General features: G+C 69.7%; 15 protein-coding genes. 12 read left to right on the top strand and 3 right to left on the bottom strand.

Translation table 11 applies throughout. From position 1 onward, the window contains the following. The first annotated feature begins 22 nt into the window (after positions 1-22). The 9 genes from ACZ9QC_RS26960 (at position 23) to ACZ9QC_RS26920 (ending at position 11,763) form a co-directional block, all read left to right on the top strand. Positions 23-2,023 carry an acetyl/propionyl/methylcrotonyl-CoA carboxylase subunit alpha gene (locus ACZ9QC_RS26960; protein ID WP_472921819.1) on the top strand — a complete coding sequence of 667 codons (2,001 nt, stop codon included), beginning with the start codon at positions 23-25 and terminating at the stop codon, positions 2,021-2,023. Next, positions 2,020-2,976 carry a hydroxymethylglutaryl-CoA lyase gene (locus ACZ9QC_RS26955; protein ID WP_472915472.1) on the top strand — a complete coding sequence of 319 codons (957 nt, stop codon included), beginning with the start codon at positions 2,020-2,022 and terminating at the stop codon, positions 2,974-2,976. Before ACZ9QC_RS26960 ends, ACZ9QC_RS26955 begins: the two co-directional genes overlap by 4 nt. Positions 2,977-2,981: 5 nt before the next feature. After that, on the top strand, positions 2,982-4,142 hold the full coding sequence (locus ACZ9QC_RS26950; RefSeq protein WP_472915471.1) for an acyl-CoA dehydrogenase family protein: 1,161 nt from the start codon (positions 2,982-2,984) through the stop codon (positions 4,140-4,142). Between the two features lie 364 nt (positions 4,143-4,506). Beyond that, complete coding sequence (locus tag ACZ9QC_RS26945; protein ID WP_472915470.1) at positions 4,507-5,556, top strand: ABC transporter substrate-binding protein; 1,050 nt, start codon at positions 4,507-4,509, stop codon at positions 5,554-5,556. Positions 5,557-5,747: 191 nt separating this feature from the next. Continuing rightward, positions 5,748-6,605, top strand: coding sequence for a siderophore-interacting protein (locus ACZ9QC_RS26940; RefSeq protein ID WP_472915469.1), 858 nt, complete (start codon positions 5,748-5,750; stop codon positions 6,603-6,605). A 140-nt stretch (positions 6,606-6,745) separates the two neighbouring features. Beyond that, positions 6,746-8,191 carry a lysine decarboxylase DesA gene (desA, locus tag ACZ9QC_RS26935; RefSeq protein WP_472915468.1) on the top strand — a complete coding sequence of 482 codons (1,446 nt, stop codon included), beginning with the start codon at positions 6,746-6,748 and terminating at the stop codon, positions 8,189-8,191. Then, positions 8,145-9,452: a lysine N(6)-hydroxylase/L-ornithine N(5)-oxygenase family protein gene (locus tag ACZ9QC_RS26930; protein WP_472915467.1), complete on the top strand. Its 1,308-nt coding sequence runs from the start codon at positions 8,145-8,147 to the stop codon at positions 9,450-9,452. The genes desA and ACZ9QC_RS26930 overlap by 47 nt, the downstream gene beginning before the upstream one ends. Beyond that, on the top strand, positions 9,449-9,994 hold the full coding sequence (locus ACZ9QC_RS26925; RefSeq protein WP_472915466.1) for a GNAT family N-acetyltransferase: 546 nt from the start codon (positions 9,449-9,451) through the stop codon (positions 9,992-9,994). The genes ACZ9QC_RS26930 and ACZ9QC_RS26925 overlap by 4 nt, the downstream gene beginning before the upstream one ends. Then, positions 9,991-11,763, top strand: coding sequence for an IucA/IucC family protein (locus tag ACZ9QC_RS26920; RefSeq protein WP_472915465.1), 1,773 nt, complete (start codon positions 9,991-9,993; stop codon positions 11,761-11,763). Before ACZ9QC_RS26925 ends, ACZ9QC_RS26920 begins: the two co-directional genes overlap by 4 nt. A gap of 88 nt (positions 11,764-11,851) precedes the next feature. Here the strand turns inward: ACZ9QC_RS26920 and ACZ9QC_RS26915 are convergent, their stop codons facing one another. Together ACZ9QC_RS26915 and ACZ9QC_RS26910 are read right to left on the bottom strand one after the other, a co-directional pair. Further along, a complete protein-coding gene (locus ACZ9QC_RS26915; protein ID WP_472915464.1) occupies positions 11,852-13,606 on the bottom strand; it encodes a hypothetical protein in 1,755 nt (584 codons plus the stop codon). Positions 13,607-13,836: 230 nt separating this feature from the next. Further along, entirely contained in the window at positions 13,837-15,444 is a 1,608-nt protein-coding gene (locus ACZ9QC_RS26910) for a beta-N-acetylhexosaminidase (protein ID WP_472915463.1), read from the bottom strand. 104 nt (positions 15,445-15,548) lie between these two features. On the opposite strand from ACZ9QC_RS26910, the gene ACZ9QC_RS26905 reads away from it, so the two are divergent. From ACZ9QC_RS26905 to glmS, 3 genes are all read left to right on the top strand, one after another. Continuing rightward, the gene (locus tag ACZ9QC_RS26905) at positions 15,549-16,418 is read left to right on the top strand and encodes a DUF4429 domain-containing protein (RefSeq protein ID WP_472915462.1); all 870 of its coding nucleotides are present in this window, start codon (positions 15,549-15,551) and stop codon (positions 16,416-16,418) included. A 248-nt stretch (positions 16,419-16,666) separates the two neighbouring features. Beyond that, positions 16,667-16,924, top strand: a complete 258-nt coding sequence (locus ACZ9QC_RS26900; protein WP_472915461.1) for a hypothetical protein — start codon at positions 16,667-16,669, stop codon at positions 16,922-16,924. Between the two features lie 16 nt (positions 16,925-16,940). Next, positions 16,941-18,758, top strand: a complete 1,818-nt coding sequence (glmS, locus tag ACZ9QC_RS26895) for a glutamine--fructose-6-phosphate transaminase (isomerizing) (protein ID WP_472915460.1) — start codon at positions 16,941-16,943, stop codon at positions 18,756-18,758. Positions 18,759-19,058: 300 nt separating this feature from the next. On the opposite strand, the gene ACZ9QC_RS26890 is transcribed toward glmS, so the two are convergent. Then, on the bottom strand, positions 19,059-19,589 hold the full coding sequence (locus ACZ9QC_RS26890; RefSeq protein ID WP_184893726.1) for a universal stress protein: 531 nt from the start codon (positions 19,587-19,589) through the stop codon (positions 19,059-19,061). Positions 19,590-19,652: the final 63 nt, after the last annotated feature.

Here is a 19,652-nt window from a genome sequence, read left to right as displayed (position 1 = left end):
GGGGGAACCCATGAAGCCGACCATGTTCGACACCGTGCTGGTGGCCAACCGGGGCGAGATCGCCGTCCGCGTCATCCGCACCCTCCGCGCGCTGGGCGTCCGCTCCGTCGCCGTGTACTCCGACGCGGACGCCGACGCCCGGCACGTCCGCGAGGCCGACACGGCGGTACGGATCGGCCCGGCACCGGCCGCCGAGAGCTATCTGTCGGCGGAGCGGCTGCTGGAGGCCGCCGCCCGCACCGGCGCCCAGGCCGTCCACCCCGGGTACGGCTTCCTCGCCGAGAACGCCGCGTTCGCGCGGGCGTGCGCCGACGCGGGCCTGGTCTTCATCGGCCCTCCCGCCGACGCCATCTCCCTCATGGGCGACAAGATCCGCGCCAAGGAGACGGTCCGGGCGGCCGGCGTGCCGGTGGTGCCGGGCTCCAGTGGCAGCGGCCTGAGCGACGGTGAACTCGCCGACGCCGCACGGGAGATCGGCATGCCGGTGCTGCTGAAGCCCAGCGCGGGCGGCGGCGGCAAGGGCATGCGGCTGGTCCGGGACGCGGCCGTGCTGGCCGACGAGATCGCCGCCGCCCGGCGCGAGGCCCGCGCCTCCTTCGGCGACGACACCCTGCTCGTGGAGCGGTGGATCGACCGCCCCCGGCACATCGAGATCCAGGTCCTCGCCGACGGCCACGGGGGCGTGGTCCACCTCGGCGAGCGCGAGTGCTCCCTCCAGCGCCGCCACCAGAAGATCATCGAGGAGGCGCCGAGCGTCCTGCTCGACGAGGCGACCCGTGCGGCGATGGGTGAGGCGGCCGTCCAGGCGGCCCGCTCCTGCGGCTACTCGGGCGCGGGCACGGTCGAGTTCATCGTCCCCGGCGGCGACCCGTCCTCGTACTACTTCATGGAGATGAACACCCGGCTCCAGGTCGAGCACCCGGTGACCGAGCTGATCACCGGTGTCGACCTGGTGGAGTGGCAGCTGCGGGTCGCGGCGGGCGAGCGGCTCGCCTTCGCGCAGCAGGACGTGACGCTGACGGGGCACGCGGTCGAGGCCCGCCTCTGCGCCGAGGACCCGGCGCGCGGCTTCCTCCCCTCCGGCGGCACGATCCTGCGGCTGCGCGAGCCCCAGGGCGACGGCGTCCGCACGGACTCCGGCCTCAGCGAGGGCACGGAGGTCGGCTCGCTGTACGACCCGATGCTCTCCAAGGTCATCGCGTACGGCCCCGACCGCGCCACCGCCCTGCGCCGGCTCCGGGCGGCCCTCGCGGAGACGGTCACCCTCGGCGTCCAGACGAACGCCGGGTTCCTGCGACGGCTGCTGGCCCACCCGGCGGTGATGGCGGGCGAGTTGGACACGGGGCTGGTGGAGCGTGAGGTGGCGGGGCTGGTCTCCACGGAAGTCCCGGAGGCGGTGTACGAGGCGGCCGCGGCCGTACGGCTCGACGAACTGCGGCCTCGCGCGAGCGGCTGGACCGACCCCTTCTCCGTCCCGAACGGGTGGCGTCTCGGCGGTGAACCCCTGCCGCCGGCCTTCGACCTGCGCGTGACGGGACTCGAACCCGTCACCCACCGCCCGCGGGGCGCCCACACCGTCACCGACGACCGGGTCGCCGTGACGCTGGACGGTGTCCGCCACACCTTCCACCGCGCCGCCGACTGGATCGGCCGGGACGGCGACGCCTGGCACGTGCGCGACCACGACCCCGTGGCGGCGTCCCTGAGCCGGTCCGCGCACGCCGGCGCCGACTCGCTGACCGCCCCCATGCCCGGCACCGTCACCGTGGTGAAGGTGGCCGTCGGGGACGAGGTGACCGCCGGTCAGAGCCTGCTGGTGGTGGAGGCGATGAAGATGGAGCACGTCGTCTCCGCGCCGCACGCCGGGACGGTCACCGAGCTGGACGTGACACCGGGCACGACCGTGGCCATGGACCAGGTGCTGGCGGTCGTCGCGCCCCACGAAGAGAACGAGGAGCACGAGGAGCGCGAGGAGCGCGAGGAGCGCGAGGAGCGCGAGGAGCGCGAGGAGGTGGCGCGGTGACCCTGCCCATGACGGTCCCCGAGGCCGGCCTGCCGGCCCGGGTCCGCATCCACGAGGTCGGCGCCCGGGACGGCCTGCAGAACGAGAAGTCGACCGTGCCCACCGAGGTCAAGGCGGAGTTCGTCCGCCGCCTGGCCGACGCGGGGCTCACCACGATCGAGGCCACCAGCTTCGTCCACCCCAAGTGGGTGCCCCAACTGGCGGACGCGGAGCAGCTGTTCCCGCGGGTGAGCGATCTGCCGGTGGCCCTGCCCGTCCTCGTCCCCAACGAGCGCGGCCTCGACCGCGCCCTCGCGCTCGGCGCCCGCGGCGTCGCCGTCTTCGCGAGCGCCACCGAGTCCTTCGCCAAGGCCAACCTCAACCGCACGGTCGACGAGGCACTGGCGATGTTCGCACCGGTGGTGGCACGGGCGAAGGCCGAGGGCGTCCACGTCCGCGGCTACCTCTCCATGTGCTTCGGCGACCCCTGGGAGGGCGCGGTCCCGGTCCCCCAGGTCACCCGGGTCTGCCACGCCCTGCTCGACATGGGCTGCGACGAGCTCAGCCTCGGCGACACGATCGGGGTGGCGACCCCGGGCCATGTCCGGGCCCTGCTGACCGAACTCACCGCGGACGTCCCCGTCGACAGGCTCGGCGTGCACTTCCACGACACGTACGGCCAGGCCCTCGCCAACACCTACGCGGCGCTCCAGCACGGCGTCACCACCGTGGACGCCTCCGCGGGCGGCCTCGGCGGCTGCCCGTACGCGAAGTCCGCCACCGGAAACCTCGCCACCGAAGACCTCGTGTGGATGCTGCGCGGACTCGGCATCGACACCGGCGTCGACCTCGGCCGTCTCGTCGCCACCAGCGCGTGGATGGCCGAACACCTGGGCCGACCCAGCCCGTCCCGCACCGTACGCGCCCTGTCCCACGAGGACGACAAGGGCCACGAGGACACCAAGGAGCAGTGACGTCCATGAACCACCGCCTCTCCCCCGAGCTGGAAGAACTCCGCCGCACGGTCGAGGAGTTCGCGCACGACGTCGTCGCGCCCAAGATCGGCGACTTCTACGAGCGGCACGAGTTCCCGTACGAGATCGTGCGCGAGATGGGCCGCATGGGGCTGTTCGGACTGCCGTTCCCCGAGGAATACGGCGGCATGGGCGGCGACTACCTGGCGCTGGGCATCGCGCTGGAGGAGCTGGCCCGGGTGGACTCGTCCGTGGCGATCACCCTCGAAGCCGGGGTGTCCCTGGGCGCGATGCCGATCCACCTCTTCGGCACACCGGCGCAGAAGGAGGAGTGGCTGCCGCGGCTCTGCTCCGGCGAGATGCTGGGCGCCTTCGGCCTGACCGAGCCCGACGGCGGCTCGGACGCGGGAGCGACCCGGACGACCGCCCGCCTGGACGAGTCGAGAGACGAATGGGTCATCAACGGCAGCAAGTGCTTCATCACCAACTCGGGCACGGACATCACGGGGTTGGTCACGGTCACGGCGGTCACCGGCCGCACCCCGGAGGGCAAGCCGCTGATCTCCTCGATCATCGTCCCGTCCGGCACCCCGGGCTTCACGGTGGCCGCCCCCTACTCAAAGGTCGGCTGGAACGCCTCGGACACACGTGAACTGTCCTTCTCCGACGTCCGGGTCCCGGCGGAGAACCTCCTCGGCGAACAGGGCCGCGGCTACGCCCAGTTCCTGCGCATCCTCGACGAGGGCCGGATCGCCATCTCCGCGCTCGCCACGGGCCTCGCCCAGGGCTGTGTGGACGAGTCGGTGAAGTACGCGAAGGAGCGGCACGCCTTCGGCCGGCCGATCGGCGCCAACCAGGCGATCCAGTTCAAGATCGCCGACATGGAGATGAAGGCCCACACGGCCCGGCTCGCCTGGCGCGACGCGGCCTACCGCCTCGTCGCCGGTGAACCCTTCAAGAAGGAGGCGGCCCTCGCCAAGCTGTACTCCTCCACCATCGCCGTCGACAACGCCCGCGAGGCCACCCAGATCCACGGCGGCTACGGCTTCATGAACGAGTACCCCGTCGCCCGTATGTGGCGCGACTCCAAGATCCTGGAGATCGGCGAGGGCACGAGCGAGGTGCAACGGATGCTGATCGCACGGGAGTTGGGGTTGGTGGGCTGAGCGCCGCCGATCGACAGCGCACGTTCGAATGATGGCCGGAATCAGCGATGACAGCGCGGCTCCGGCGCCCCCTCACCCGGCTCGCCACTCGCGAGCCGGGTACCTCTTTGTCCCCTTCGCGGGGCCCGTGAGGCCAGTTGGAGCACCTGCGCATTGGTGACGCAGCCCACTTCTTCAGGTCTCAACAACGCACCCGCTGGCCAACACACCTTCGATTCACAGGAAAGTCAAAGATTGAAGCCGGGGTGGACCTGGGCATTCCACTACCTGGAACCACCCTCTGGACAACCAGTGAGGTTAGGCTAACCTACCTTCGAACTCGCCCTCGGGCGGCACTCCGCCCCGTTCGAAAGTAGCCATACACATGTCCAACGCCAGAGCCGCTCACCTCACCCGCCGTGGCATCCTCGCCGCCGGTGGCGCATTCGGTCTCGGTGCCGTGCTCGCCGCCTGCGGGGACGAGAGCTCGACGAGCAGCGGCACTGGCTCCGACAAGGAGACGGCCGCCGCGAAGGGCCCCTGGTCGTTCAAGGACGACCGCGGCGAGACCGTCAAGACCGACAAGGTGCCGTCGAACATCGTCGCGTTCGTGGGCGTCGCCGCCGCGCTCCACGACTACGGCATCGGCGTCAAGGGCGTCTTCGGCCCGACGAAGACGACGGACGGCAAGGCCGACGTCCAGGCCGGCGACCTCGACATCAGCAAGGTCGAGATCCTCGGCAACGTCTGGGACGAGTTCAACGTCGAGAAGTACGCCGCCCTCGCCCCCGACGTCCTCATCACCACGCTGTTCGACGACGCCGGCACTCTCTGGTACGTGCCCGAGGCCTCCAAGGACAAGATCGCCAAGCTCGCGCCGAGCGTCGGCATCTCCGTGTACGACCGTCAGCTGACCGAGCCGCTGCAGCGCATGCTGGAGCTGGCCAAGTCGCTCGGCGCGGACGCGGAGTCCGAGAAGATCACCGCCGCGAAGAAGCGGTTCGAGGACGCGGCCGCCCGGCTGCGCGCGGCCACCAAGGCCAAGCCCGACATCAAGGTGCTCGCCGGCTCCGCCAGCCAGGACATCTTCTACGTCTCCGGCTCGAACCTCTCCATCGACCTGGAGTACTTCAAGGCCCTCGGCGTGAACTTCGTCGAGCCGAGCGCCGCCGCGCTGAAGGCCAGCGGGGGCTGGTTCGAGAACCTCAGCTGGGAGAACGTCGACAAGTACGCCGCGGACGTCATCATCATGGACAACCGCACGTCGGCGATCCAGCCGGACGCGATCGAGGAGGCGACGTGGAAGAAGCTTCCCGCGGTGAAGGCGGGGCAGGTCATCGGGCGTAACCCCGAGCCGATCCTGTCCTACGACAAGTGCGCGCCGCTTCTCGAAGAGCTGGCCGAGGCGATCGAGAAGGCGAAGAAGGTCAGCTAGGGCTGAGGCCCGGGGGGGCGGGTGCGGGTTCGGTGGGGGCGCGTCGCGCAGTTCCCCGCGCCCCTGAAAAGGCAGGGGCCGTTGCTCTTAGGGGCGCGGGGAACTGCGCGAGAAGCCCCACCGGACCCGCACCCGCCCACGAACCCACCCACGAACCCCCACACGCTCCCGCCCCTACCCAGGAGCCCCCCATGACGACGGCCGTAGCCGCTCCCTTCCGTTTCTTCTCCCTTCAGGTCGTGCGGACGGAGCGGCTGGGGCCGTCTCTTGTGCGTGTCTCGTTCGCGGGGGACGATCTGCGGTTCTTCCACTCCGACGGCAGGGACCAGTCGCTGTCGTTGTTCCTGCCGCATCCCGGGCAGGAAGTCCCGGCCGTCCCCTACGAGTTGGGCGACGGCTGGTGGCAGGCGTGGCGCGAACTGCCGGACGACGTGCGGGCGGTGATGCGTTCGTACACCCTGCGGGGGCTCCGCGCGGACGCCCACGGGGACACCGTCGAGATCGACATCGACTTCGTGCTGCACGGGGTCGAGCCGGGGGCGGCCGTGCCCGCCGGGCCGGCCTCACGGTGGGCTTCCCAAGCCGCTCCTGGCCACCGGGTCGTCCTGCTCGGGCCCGCGATCGCCGACAACCGCGCGATCCGGTTCCGTCCGCCGGTGGACACCGATCTGGTGCTGATCCGGGGTGACGACACGGCGCTGCCCGCCGCCTCCGCGATCCTGGAGTCGCTGCCGGCCGGCACCCCGGCCCGGGTCTGGCTGGAGGTCCACCACGCGGGGGACATCCAGGACCTGACCACCGCGGCCGACGCCGAGATCACCTGGCTGGTGCGGACCGAGGGCGCGCCCACCGCCCTCGACGCCGTCCGCGCCGCCCGACTGCCCTCCAGCGAGGCGCCGTACGCCTGGATCGCCGGCGATTCCGGCCGGGTGAAGGAGTTGCGCCGTCATCTCGTGCGGGAGCGCGGGATCGACAAGCGGCGCGTCACCTTCGTCGGGTACTGGCGCGAGGGTCTGACGGAGGAACAGTTGCGGGAGCGCGGCGAGTAGTTCGAAGTGACCACGGTCACGGACGAGCCCGGGTTTCCCGCAAGTTAATTAGGTTAGGCTTACCTAAGTTGGACGACGTGATGTCACCCCCCACTCACTTCTCCGTCCCACCCGGACCGCCCCGCTCGGAGGACCTCCCCATGCGCTCGCACCTGCTCAATGACACGACCGCGGAGCGGTACCGCCGCACCGTGACCGAAGGCGTGGAGCGGGTGGCGGCCAAACTCGCCACCACCGAACGACCGTTCACCGGTGTCACCGTCGACGCCCTCTCTCCCCTCATCGAGAAGATCGACCTCGACAAGCCGCTGCACGACACGGCCGCCGTCCTCGACGAGCTGGAGGACGTGTACCTGCGCGACGCGGTCTACTTCCACCACCCGCGCTACCTCGCCCACCTCAACTGCCCGGTCGTCATCCCGGCCGTGCTCGGCGAGGCGGTCCTCTCCGCCGTCAACTCCTCCCTGGACACCTGGGACCAGTCGGCCGGCGGCACCCTGATCGAGCGCAAACTGATCGACTGGACCAATGAGCGCATCGGGTTCGGTCCCGCCGCCGACGGCGTCTTCACCTCCGGCGGCTCGCAGTCCAACCTCCAGGCCCTGCTCCTCGCCCGGGAGGAGGCCAAGACCGACAGCACCGCCAAACTGCGGATCTTCGCCTCCGAGGTCAGCCACTTCAGTGTGAAGAAGTCCGCGAAACTGCTGGGCCTGGACCAGGACGCGGTCGTCTCCATCCCGGTCGACGGCGACAAGCGCATGCAGACCCTGGCGCTCGCCCGGGAGCTGGAGCGCTGCAGGAACGACGGCCTCGTCCCCATGGCCGTCGTCGCCACCTCCGGCACCACCGACTTCGGCTCCATAGACCCGCTGCCCGAGATAGCCGAGCTGTGCGCCCAGTACGACACCTGGATGCACGTCGACGCGGCCTACGGCTGCGGCCTCCTCGTCTCCCGCAAGCGCCGCGACCTGCTGAACGGCATCGAGCGCGCCGACTCCGTCACCGTGGACTACCACAAGTCCTTCTTCCAGCCGGTGAGTTCGTCCGCCGTCCTGGTCCGCGACGGGAGCACCCTGCGCCACGCCACCTACCACGCGGAGTACCTCAACCCGCGCCGTATGGTCACCGAGCGCGTCCCCAACCAGGTCGACAAGTCCCTGCAGACCACCCGCCGCTTCGACGCGCTCAAGCTGTGGATGACACTGCGCACGATGGGCGCCGACGGCATCGGCCAGCTCTTCGACGAGGTCTGCGACCTGGCGGAGGAGGGCTGGAAACTGCTCGCCGCCGACCCGCGCTACGACGTCGTCGTCGAGCCCCAGCTCTCCACACTGGTCTACCGCTACATCCCCGAGGCCGTCACCGACCCGGCGGAGATCGACCGCGCCAACCTGTACGCCCGCAAGGCCCTGTTCGCCTCCGGCGACGCCGTGGTCGCGGGCACCAAGGTCGGCGGTCGCCACTACCTGAAGTTCACCCTGCTCAACCCCGAGACCACGGCCGAGGACATCGCCACCGTGCTCGATCTGATCGCCGGCCATGCCGAGCAGTACCTGGGAGAATCCCTTGACCGCGTCGCTTCCTGAACCCGCCGTGCAGACCTACGACTTCATCGGCATCGGACTGGGACCCTTCAACCTCGGCCTCGCCTGCCTCACCGAGCCCATCGCCGAACTCGACGGGATCTTCCTGGACTCGAAGCCGAACTTCGAGTGGCACTCGGGGATGTTCCTCGACGGAGCCCACCTCCAGACCCCGTTCATGTCGGACCTGGTCACCCTCGCCGACCCGACGTCCCCGTACTCCTTCCTGAACTACCTGAAGGACTCGGGCCGCCTGTACTCGTTCTACATCCGCGAGAACTTCTACCCCCTGCGGGTCGAGTACGACGACTACTGCCGCTGGGCCGCCGGCCGGCTGAGCAACGTCCGCTTCAGCACCACGGTGACGGAGGTGACGTACGAGGACGAGGTCTACGCCGTGCGCACGGCCGACGGGGACGTCCTGCGCGCCCGGCGGCTGGTCCTGGGCACCGGTACGCCCCCGTACATCCCGGAGGCGGCCCAGGGCCTCGGCGGCGACTTCATCCACAACTCCCGTTACATGGCCCACAAGGAGGAGTTGCAGAAGAAGAAGTCGATCACCTTGGTCGGGTCCGGGCAGTCGGCCGCCGAGATCTACCTCGACCTGCTCAGCGAGATCGACGTCCACGGCTACCAGCTGAACTGGGTGACGCGCTCCCCGCGCTTCTTCCCCCTCGAATACACCAAGCTCACGCTGGAGATGACCTCCCCGGAGTACGTCGACTACTTCCGTGAGCTGCCGGAGCCCACCCGCTACCGCCTCACCCAGGAGCAGAAGGGGCTCTTCAAGGGCATCGACGGAGACCTCATCAACGAGATCTTCGACCTGCTCTACCAGAAGAGCCTGGGCGGCCCGCTCCCCACCCGGCTGCTCACCAACTCCGCACTCCACAGCGCCCGTCACGAGAACGGCACGTACACCCTCGGGCTGCGCCAGGAGGAGCAGGAGAAAGACTTCGAGCTGACCTCGCAGGGCCTGATCCTCGCCACCGGCTACAGGTACGCCGAGCCGGAGTTCCTCAGGCCCGTCCGCGACCGGCTGCGCTACGACTCGCGGGGAAACTTCGACGTGGCCCGCAACTACGCGATCGACACCACCGGCCGCGAAATCTTCCTGCAGAACGCCGGCGTCCACACCCACAGCATCACCTCGCCCGACCTGGGCATGGGCCCGTACCGGAACTCGTACATCATCCGCGAGCTGCTCGGCACCGAGTACTACCCCGTCGAGAAGACCATCGCCTTCCAGGAGTTCGCGGTATGACCTTCACCTTCCGCCCCCTGGACCCGCTGAAGGACGCCGAACTGCTGCACGGCTGGGTCACCCACCCGAAAGCCGCGTACTGGATGATGCAGGACGCCCGGCTGGAGGAGGTCGAGCGGGCGTACATGGAGATCGCGGCCGACCCCCACCACCACGCCCTGCTGGGGCTGCTGGACGGCGAACCCGCGTTCCTCATGGAGAAGTACGACCCCGCCCACCGCGAGCTGGTGGGCCTGTACGAGCCCGAGCCCGGCGACGTCGGCATGCACTTCCTGGTGCCGCCGACGGACACCCCGGTGCACGGCTTCACCCGGTCCGTCATCACCGCCGTGATGGCGCACCTCTTCGAGGACCCCGCCACCCACCGGGTCGTCGTCGAGCCGGACGTGTCCAACAAGGCGGTCCACGCCCTCAACGAAGTCGTCGGTTTCGTCCCCGACCGCGAGATCGACAAGCCGGAGAAGCGCGCACTGCTGAGCTTCTGCACGCGAGAGCAGTTCTTTCGCAGCCAGAGCCTGGCTGCCCGAGGAGTAGCCGTATGACCCTGTCCGACGCCGTGGCGCATCTGTCCCCCCACCGCTGGGCACGGGCCAACCGCCTGCTCGTCCGCAAGGCCCTCGCCGAGTTCGCCCACGAGCGGCTCATCACGCCGGAGGCCACCGCCGACGGCCGCTTCGAGGTCCGCAGCGACGACGGTGCGACCCGCTACGGGTTCACCGCCGTCCGACGCGCCCTCGACCACTGGCAGGTCGACGCCGACTCGATCACCCGTCGCCGGGACGGCGTCGACCTCCCCCTCGCCGCCCTGGACTTCTTCATCGAGCTGAAGGGGTCCCTCGGCCTGAGCGACGAGATCCTCCCGGTCTACCTGGAGGAGATCTCCTCCACCCTGTCCGGCACCTGCTACAAGCTCACCAAGCCGCAGACGCCGGTCGCCGAGCTGGTGGACGCCGGTTTCCAGGCCATCGAGACCGGGATGACCGAGGGCCACCCCTGCTTCGTCGCCAACAACGGCCGCCTCGGCTTCGGCGTCCACGAGTACCTGTCGTACGCCCCCGAGACGGCGAGCCCCGTCCGCCTGGTCTGGCTGGCCGCGCACCGCTCACGGGCGGCGTTCACGGCGGGCGTCGGCATCGAGTACGAGGCGTTCCTCCGGGACGAGCTGGGCGCGGAGACCGTCGACCGCTTCCACTCCGTCCTCACGGAGCTGGAGCTGGACCCCGCCGACTACCTCTTCATCCCCGTCCACCCCTGGCAGTGGTGGAACAAGCTCAGCGTCACCTTCGCCGCCGAGGTCGCCCAGCAGAACCTGGTGTGCCTCGGTGAGGGCGACGACGAGTACCTGGCCCAGCAGTCGATCCGGACGTTCTTCAACAGCTCGGCCCCCGGCAAGCACTACGTCAAGACGGCCCTGTCCGTCCTCAACATGGGCTTCATGCGCGGCCTGTCGGCGGCGTACATGGAGGCCACCCCGGCGATCAACGACTGGCTGGCCGGTCTCATCGACAACGACCCGGTCCTGAAGTCCACCGGCCTGTCGATCATCCGCGAGCGGGCGGCCGTCGGCTACCGGCACCTGGAGTACGAGGCCGCCACCGACAAGTTCTCCCCGTACCGCAAGATGCTGGCCGCGCTGTGGCGCGAGAGCCCGGTGTCGTCCCTCCAGGAGGGCGAGTCCCTGGCGACGATGGCCTCCCTGGTCCACGTCGACCACGAGGGCAGGGGCTTCGCGGCGGCACTGATCGCCCGCTCGGGCCTGACCCCCACGGAGTGGCTGCGCCGCTACCTGAAGGCGTACTTCACCCCGCTCCTGCACAGCTTCTACGCCTACGACCTCGTCTTCATGCCGCACGGCGAGAACGTCATCCTCGTTCTGAAGGACGGTGTCGTCGAGCGGGCGATCTACAAGGACATCGCCGAGGAGATCGCGGTCATGGACCCGGACGCGGTGCTCCCGCCGACGGTCGAACGCCTCCGCGTGGACGTCCCCGAGGACAAGAAGCTCCTCTCGATCTTCACGGACGTCTTCGACTGCTTCTTCCGCTTCCTGGCCGCGAACCTCGCCGAGGAGGGCGTCCTGGACGAGGAGGACTTCTGGCGCACGGTCGCCGAGACCGTCCGCGACTACCGGCACGCGATGCCCGAACTCGCCGACAAGTTCGCCCAGTACGACATGTTCGCCCCCGAGTTCGCGCTGTCCTGCCTCAACCGCCTCCAGCTGCGCAACAACAAGCAGATGGTCGACCTCGCGGACCCGGCGGGCGCACTACAGCTCGTCGGCAACCTGAAGAACCCCATCGCGGGCCTGTAGCCCCGGCACCGCACGGCCCCCACAGACAGACGGGCACCTCGGAGTACGGTCCTCCGAGGTGCCCGTCGTAGTCCGCCGACCCTCGCCGTCAGTATCCGCGGGGAGGCCGGCTGGGGTCGAACTGCTGGACCCGCTTGGCGAGATTGGACCCGTCGGCGGTGACGCCGTACCGGTTGCGGACGTACCGCATCGCGGCGGCGATGCATGCCACCGGATCGTAGATGTTCACCGAGGTACCGGGGGCGTGGCGCTGGGCGAAGGTCTGGGGGATGCACTGCACGATGCCCCGGGAGCACTGGAAGTGCGTGAGCGCGCCGTTGAGCCGCACGATTGGCCCGTTCTTGCGGTAGCCGTCCCCGTAGTCCTTGACCTTGCTGAAGCCGGCAGGAGTTATGGCGTTGGTGTCCCACAGATTGCAGGCGTTGGGGTTGCCCGACGACTCACGCGCGATGGCTGTCTTGAAGCCCTTCACCCAGTACTGGCTCGGCTGGACCCCCGCAGCCGTGGCGGCCTGGTCGATCCACTCCTCGGGCGTGCCCTCGCCCGTGAACCGGTGGAACGTCACCTGTTTCGGGTCGATCTGCCCCATGCCCTCGATACCGCCCCCGCCCGTCGGCCCGCCCGCCGGGTACGCGGCACGGACCCGGAACAGTCCGGCGCGCTGCCCGAGTTCCGTCAGCGACTGCATGCCCGGGGTCCCGACGGCGTCACTGCCGGAGAAGTGCAGCACCGTCCGGCGGAACTCGTCGTAGAGGGCCTGGGTCCCGGTCTCGAAGATCCCTCGTTCGTCGGCCGCGACGGTGTGCATGACCTTCTCCAGCCCGTCCTGCACCAGAGCCACATCGGCCTTGGGACTGGCGTCCCCGCCCGGCTGCGCCCGCTCCTCCTCGGCACTGTGCGTCGAGGCCCAGACCACCTGGTTCAGGCTGACCCAGGGCTGCTCCACGGCGGGGGAGGAGCCGGCCCGGACGTTGAACAGGTCCGACCGCCGGCCCAGTTCGGCCAGTTCCCCGGCCTGGGGTACGCCGTGGCCGTCCGGCCCGTAGTGCCCGAGTTTCTCCGTGCGGAACCGCTCGAAGAGTTCCTGTGTCTCCGCCTCGAAGACGGAGTGCGGGTCGTCCGGGGCGACGCCCATGACCTTCTCCAGCGCGTCCTGGACGAGAGCGACGTCGTCCGCAGCCGAGCCGTGGCCGTTGCCCGCGACCTGGTCCTCGGCCGTGGGGTGGGTGGCCGCCCAGGTGATCTGGTGCGTGGACACCCAGGGCAGCGCCTCCTCGGCCTCTGCCTCGAACAGGCCGTCGGACTCACGGGAGACGGCGGTGGCCATGTACGTGAATCCGGGTTTGTTCTTCAGCCCCGGATCGGCCGTGACGACTCCCTCCTCGAATTGCGGCAGCCCGTATCCATAGAGATAGGCGTCCCGGCGGGCACGCTTTTTCAGGTACACCCCGTTGCCCTCGGCCGAACCGTTGGCGTTTGTGTTCCCCTCGATGGTGTACGTGTAGTCCGCGTCGTACTTGTGGACGAGCCCGACGTGCTGCCCGCCCGAAGAACCGAAGAACACCATCGCCCCGATCGCGGGATAGTACGAGAACCTGCCGCGGCTCTTGTACCAGTTGACCGCCGCGATGCACGAGGCGGTCACCGGAGCCAGGCTCTTCACACCGGCCTGCTGGAAGGCCCAGGACTGGAAGGTCTGGCACCAGGCCTGGTTCTGCGACCACTCCAGTCCGGGGACTGCGGGGGAGAACTTCTGACGGTTGTTGTAGTGGCCGTTCGAGAAGCCTTCGCGGTATCCCACTTCGGTCTTCTCGATGGCGATGAGGGTGTCCGTCTGACCCATCGTGCCCCATCTCCTTTTCCGCGGTGCGCGGGCCCAGAAAACGTGCGGCACGAAGGTGTGCGACGAAACACAAGGAATGCGAGGAACGCGAGGAACGCGAGGCGACGTCGCGGGAATTCGGCATCCGGCCATCGGGCACTGGGCTCGCGCGGCCCTTTCATTTCATGCTAGCGCCGGGCCCTGGACGTCGCATCCCGCCCATTCGGGGCACGGGAATAGCACCCCGTCAGCTAGGGCGCGGGCCACGGCACCTGCGGCGCCCGGAAGTAACCGATCCCGAGCGCCTCCCACCGCGGCCCCTGAGCGGCGAGCCGCCCCCGGTAACCGTCCCAGTCGAGCGCGGAGGCAGGCGCCCACCCCAACTCGGCGACCCCCGGCAACCTCGGGAACACCATGACATCCATGTCGGCCGGCGTCACGATCGTCTCCGTCCACAACGGCGCCTCGACGCCCCGGACAGCCGCCGCCGGCACCCCCTCCAGATAGCTCCCCGGATCCCAGTCGTACGACCGCCGCACATCCACGTACCCGGCCCAGTCGAGCCCCAGCGGCGTGTCCTTGTCGTACTTCATGTCGAGGTAGATCCGGTCGGCGGGCGAGAGCACGACGCCGGTGCCGTTGCGCGCCGCCGCGACGACCCGCTCCTTCTCCTCCGCGCCCGTGCTGTCGAGTCCCCAGTACTGCGCGAGCGCGCCGCGCGCCGGTGTCGCCCCGGTCAACTGATGCCAGCCGACCACGGTCTTCCCGTACCGCTCGACGACCGGCTGCACCCGGTCCATGAACTTCACATAGTCCTCGTGGCTGGTGGAGTGCGCCTCGTCGCCGCCGATGTGCAGATACCGCCCCGGTGTCAGCGCGGCCAGCTCCCGTACGACGTCGTCCACGAAGTCGTACGTCACGTCCTTGCCGACGCACAGGGAGCTGAAGCCGACCTCGGTGCCGGTGTAGAGCGGGGGCGCGACGCCGTCGCAGTTCAGCTCGGCGTAGGAGGCGAGCGCCGCGTTGGTGTGGCCCGGCATGTCGATCTCGGGGACGACTTCGAGGTGGCGCGAGGCCGCGTAGCGGACGATCTCGCGGTAGTCGGCCTTGCTGTAGTGGCCGCCGGGGCCGCCGCCGACCTGTGTGGAGCCGCCGTACGAGGCGAGACGCGGCCAGGAGTCGATCGCGATGCGCCAGCCCTGGTCGTCGGAGAGGTGCAGATGCAGCTTGTTGAACTTGTAGAGCGCCAACTGGTCGATGTAGCGCTTGACCTGGCCGACGGTGAAGAAGTGGCGGGAGACGTCCAGCATCGCGCCGCGCCAGCCGTAGCGCGGGGTGTCCTCGATCGTGCCGCCCGCGATCAGCCAGGGGCCCGGCCGCACGGAGTCCTCCTCGACGGCGGCGGGCAGCAGTTGGCGCAGGGTCTGGACGGCGTGGAACAGCCCGGCGGGCGCGCGGGCGGTGAGGGTGACGCCGGACCTGCCGCTCCGCAGCCGGTAGCCCTCCTGGCCGAGACCCGTCTCCCCCGGGGCCAACCGGAGGCGGATTCCGGCCTCCTGACGTTCGGTGACCGGCAGCCGGTACCCCGTCGAGGGCCGCAGGATCCCGGCGAGGTACTCCCCCACCCGGCGCGCCTCGGGCCCGCCGTCCACGACGATGCGCGTACCGCTCGTCAGCCGGTACGGCGATCCGTCGGCCCGGACCGAGGCGGGGGCCGGGATCACCTGCCCGAGCGGGACCGGGGCGGCGTCGGCAGGGGCGTTCTCGGACACGGGTGCGGCTCCCACGGCGAAGATCCCGGCCGTCACCACCAGCAGCAGCGAGCCGAGAAGGCGGGTCGATCTGTGGTGCGATCTCACGACGAGCTCCCTCCACGTATCGAACGGTGCGCTCCCCACCATCACCCCTCCACCCCCTCCAGGTCTAGACCATCTCTCCCCGCAGCCGGTGGAAGAATCCCCGCATGGCGGAAATCCTCCAGCGGGACGGCACGTGGACCTTCGACGGCGACACACTGCGGCTGACCCCCGGCCGTGACAAGAGCGTGAGCCTGCTCCGCAAGACACTGGGTGAACTGGCCGTCCCACTGGGCGCGTTGGCGGGCATCTCCTTCGAGCAGGGCAGGAGGTCCGGACGGCTGCGGCTACGGCTGCGCGACGGCTCCGACCCGCTCCTCCAGGCGACCGGCGGACGGCTCACCGACACCAACGACCCGTACCAGCTGAGCGTCGACGCCGACCGCTACGGCGTCGCCGAGTACTTCGTGGACGAGATCCGCAACGCGCTGCTCCTGGACGAGGTCCCGACCGACGCGGTCGACTCCTACCTCCTCACCGGTCCGGCCGTCCCGCTCTCCGTCTCCGCCGGGGACGGCACCGCGAGCTTCGACGGCGACCACGTACGGCTGGAGTGGAACTGGAAGACGGAGGACGCGAAGGCCGCCGCCGGGGCGCGCACGCTCTCCCTGGCGGACATAGCGGGCGTCGAGTGGCACCCCTCGGTCGGCCTGGAGAACGGCTACCTCCGCTTCACCGTGCGGAACGCGCCGACCAAGGCCCCGCCCAAGTACGACCCCAACTCCGTGGAGCTGTGGGGCTTCAAGAAGGATCCGCTGATGGCCCTGGTCGCGGCGGCCGTGCAGGCGCGGCTCCCACACCCGGCGACCCCGGCGCCGAAGCAGCTGCCCGCGCCGGCCGCGGACCGGCCCGCCCCGGAGGAGGACCACGACGCCCTGCTGCGCCGCCTGCGCGAACTGGGTGACCTCCACCGGTCCGGAGTGCTCACGGACGAGGAGTTCGCCCTGGCCAAGCAGGCGGTCCTCAAGCGCCTGTGACGCGCGAGGACCGCCTGCCCGGTCACCGGGGTCACATGGCACGGCGGGCCCCCGCCGGGGTGCGAGGAATGTCCATGGCGTCCGAGAGTCGTCGCCTCAGGCGACGGGACACAGGCCCCCGGGGTGGACGGCGCACGAACAGGCACTCATAACACGTTCAACGTTCCCTCAAGGGCGAGTAACAGCACCCTGCCCGATATCGGGCAGGATTCTTGCGAAACGCCCTCCGGTACCCCAGGATCTACCGAGTGCACGACGAACTTGTTGATCACCTGACGCGATCCTCGCCCCTCAACCGGGGCGAGGCGCTGCGCGTGATCCAGGACGTGCTCGCCTACTTCGACGAGACGACCGAGGAGTACGTCCGTCGCCGCCACCGCGAGCTCCAGGCCCAGGGCCTGGTCAACGCGGCGATCTTCGAACAGATCGAGGCGGACCTGAAATACCGGGCGGTCGCACCACCGGAGCTCACGCTCAGGCAGCTGCGCCGCATCGTCTACGGCTGAAACGGGATACGTATATATGTGCGGGATTGTCGGTTACATCGGCAAGCGCGACGTCGCGCCGCTGCTCCTCGAGGGCCTGCAGCGCCTGGAGTACCGGGGCTACGACTCCGCGGGCATAGTCGTCACCTCGCCCAAGACGGCCGGCCTGAAGATGGTCAAGGCCAAGGGCCGGGTCCGTGACCTGGAGGCCAAGGTCCCCGCGCGCTTCAAGGGCACCACCGGCATCGCCCACACCCGCTGGGCCACCCACGGCGCCCCGTCCGACGTGAACGCCCACCCGCACATGTCGGCCGACAACAAGGTCGCCGTCGTCCACAACGGCATCATCGACAACGCCTCCGACCTGCGCAGGAAGCTGGAGGCGGACGGCGTCGAGTTCCTCTCCGAGACCGACACCGAGGTCCTCACCCACCTCATCGCCCGCTCCCAGGCCACCACCCTGGAGGAGAAGGTCCGCCAGGCGGTGCGGATCGTCGAGGGCACCTACGGCATCGCCGTCATGCACGCCGACTTCAACGACCGGATCGTCGTGGCCCGCAACGGCTCCCCCGTCGTGCTCGGCATCGGCGAGAAGGAGATGTTCGTCGCCTCGGACATAGCCGCTCTGGTCGCCCACACCCGCCAGATCGTCACCCTCGACGACGGCGAGATGGCCACCCTCAAGGCCGACGACTTCCGCACCTACACCACGGAGGGCACCCGCACCACGGCCGAGCCCACCACCGTGGAGTGGGAGGCCGCCTCGTACGACATGGGCGGCCACGACACCTACATGCACAAGGAGATCCACGAGCAGGCCGACGCCGTGGACCGCGTGCTGCGCGGCCGGATCGACGACCGCTTCTCCACCGTGCACCTCGGCGGCCTCAACCTGGACGCCCGCGAGGCGCGCCAGATCCGCCGCGTCAAGATCCTCGGCTGCGGCACCTCGTACCACGCGGGCATGATCGGCGCCCAGATGATCGAGGAGCTGGCCCGTATCCCCGCGGACGCCGAGCCGGCCTCCGAGTTCCGCTACCGCAACGCGGTCGTCGACCCCGACACCCTCTACATCGCCGTCTCCCAGTCCGGCGAGACCTACGACGTGCTGGCGGCCGTCCAGGAGCTGAAGCGCAAGGGCGCGCGGGTGCTGGGTGTGGTGAACGTCGTCGGTTCGGCGATCGCCCGTGAGGCGGACGGCGGCATCTACGTCCACGCGGGCCCCGAGGTCTGCGTCGTCTCCACCAAGTGCTTCACCAACACCACCGTCGCCTTCGCCCTGTTGGCGCTGCACCTGGGCCGCACCCGCGACCTCTCCGTCCGCGACGGCAAGCGGATCATCGCGGGCCTGCGCAAGCTCCCCGCCCAGATCTCCGAGATGCTGGAGCAGGAGGAGGAGATCAAGAAGCTGGCCGAGCAGTACGCCGAGGCCCGCTCGATGCTCTTCATCGGCCGCGTCCGGGGCTACCCGGTCGCCCGTGAGGCCTCCCTGAAGCTCAAGGAGGTCTCCTACATCCACGCGGAGGCCTACCCCGCCTCCGAGCTCAAGCACGGCCCGCTGGCGCTCATCGAGCCCGCCCTCCCGACGGTCGCCATCGTCCCCGACGACGACCTGCTGGAGAAGAACCGCGCCGCCCTGGAGGAGATCAAGGCCCGCAGCGGCCAGATCCTCGCCGTCGCCCACCAGGAGCAGGAGAAGGCCGACCAGACGATCGTCGTCCCCAAGAACGAGGACGAGCTCGACCCGATCCTGATGGGCATCCCCCTCCAACTCCTCGCCTACCACACGGCGTTGGCCCTGGGCCGCGACATCGACAAGCCGCGCAACCTCGCCAAGTCGGTCACCGTCGAGTAAGAGGCCGTACGACGAAGACGGACCCCCACGTGATGCCACCGCTCACAAGGGGGTCCGTTCCATGACGCCGGGGTCGCCCAATATCCCGGCGTCGCTGCCAACTACCGTGGCCGTCACACCACTCCGTGCGGCATCACGCGGGTTATGCCCTTCACAAGGCCACAAACACCCCTACGCGCCAGTAGACTTGCGCGTTCTCGAACGCGCCAGGGAAACCACGACACGTCCGGGAAACGACGACGCGTCCGGGAAACGACGGCGCGTCCGGGAAACGACGACGCGTCCGGGAATGACGGCGCGTCAGGGAATGACGATGACCGGCCGCTGCGCCCGCTTGGCGAGCCGCCCGGCGACGGACCCGAAGATCCGCCCGACGATCCCGTGTGTCGATCCGACGACGATCGCGTCGGCCTCGTACTCCCGCCCCACCTCTTCGAGTTCGTGGCAGATGTCGCCACCGCGCTCGACGAGGATCCAGGGCACTTCGACGAGGTAGTCGGCGCAGGCGAGCTCCAGCCCGAGGACCTCGGTCCGGTGATCGGGTACGTCGACGAAGACGGGCGGCTCGCAGCCGGCCCACACGGTCGTGGGCAGCCGGTTGGCGACGTGCACGATGATCAGGCCCGAACCGGAGCGGCGGGCCATGCCTATGGCGTACGCGAGGGCACGCTCACTGGACGTCGAACCGTCGAAGCCGACGACGACGCCGTGCTTGAAGGCGGGGTCGCAGGAAGGACGCGCCTCTTCCGCCGCAAGGGGCTCTGCCGCCGTGGGGTCGGCGACGGGCCGCCGCTTGCGGTCCGCGGAGTCGAAGAATTCGTGACCGGCCATGGGTGTCTCGGCGTTCGGATCCTCGTGGATGGGACGACGTGGATGGGACGTCGGTGCGCGGCG

The organism is Streptomyces sp. HUAS MS02 (assembly GCF_055702265.1).
Note: the sequence above shows the minus strand (reverse complement) of the source record. Positions and strands in the feature narration are given on the sequence as shown.

Bases quoted from the DNA above. Each gene is read 5' to 3' on its own strand.
- ACZ9QC_RS26960 (WP_472921819.1), top strand. From the start codon at position 23: ATGTTCGACACCGTGCTGGTGGCCAACCGGGGCGAGATCGCCGTCCGC.
- ACZ9QC_RS26950 (WP_472915471.1), top strand. From the start codon at position 2,982: ATGAACCACCGCCTCTCCCCCGAGCTGGAAGAACTCCGCCGCACGGTC.
- ACZ9QC_RS26945 (WP_472915470.1), top strand. From the start codon at position 4,507: ATGTCCAACGCCAGAGCCGCTCACCTCACCCGCCGTGGCATCCTCGCC.
- ACZ9QC_RS26940 (WP_472915469.1), top strand. From the start codon at position 5,748: ATGACGACGGCCGTAGCCGCTCCCTTCCGTTTCTTCTCCCTTCAGGTC.
- desA (WP_472915468.1), top strand. From the start codon at position 6,746: ATGCGCTCGCACCTGCTCAATGACACGACCGCGGAGCGGTACCGCCGC.
- ACZ9QC_RS26930 (WP_472915467.1), top strand. From the start codon at position 8,145: ATGCCGAGCAGTACCTGGGAGAATCCCTTGACCGCGTCGCTTCCTGAA.
- ACZ9QC_RS26925 (WP_472915466.1), top strand. From the start codon at position 9,449: ATGACCTTCACCTTCCGCCCCCTGGACCCGCTGAAGGACGCCGAACTG.
- ACZ9QC_RS26920 (WP_472915465.1), top strand. From the start codon at position 9,991: ATGACCCTGTCCGACGCCGTGGCGCATCTGTCCCCCCACCGCTGGGCA.
- ACZ9QC_RS26915 (WP_472915464.1), bottom strand. From the start codon at position 13,606: ATGGGTCAGACGGACACCCTCATCGCCATCGAGAAGACCGAAGTGGGA.
- ACZ9QC_RS26905 (WP_472915462.1), top strand. From the start codon at position 15,549: ATGGCGGAAATCCTCCAGCGGGACGGCACGTGGACCTTCGACGGCGAC.
- glmS (WP_472915460.1), top strand. From the start codon at position 16,941: ATGTGCGGGATTGTCGGTTACATCGGCAAGCGCGACGTCGCGCCGCTG.
- ACZ9QC_RS26890 (WP_184893726.1), bottom strand. From the start codon at position 19,589: ATGGCCGGTCACGAATTCTTCGACTCCGCGGACCGCAAGCGGCGGCCC.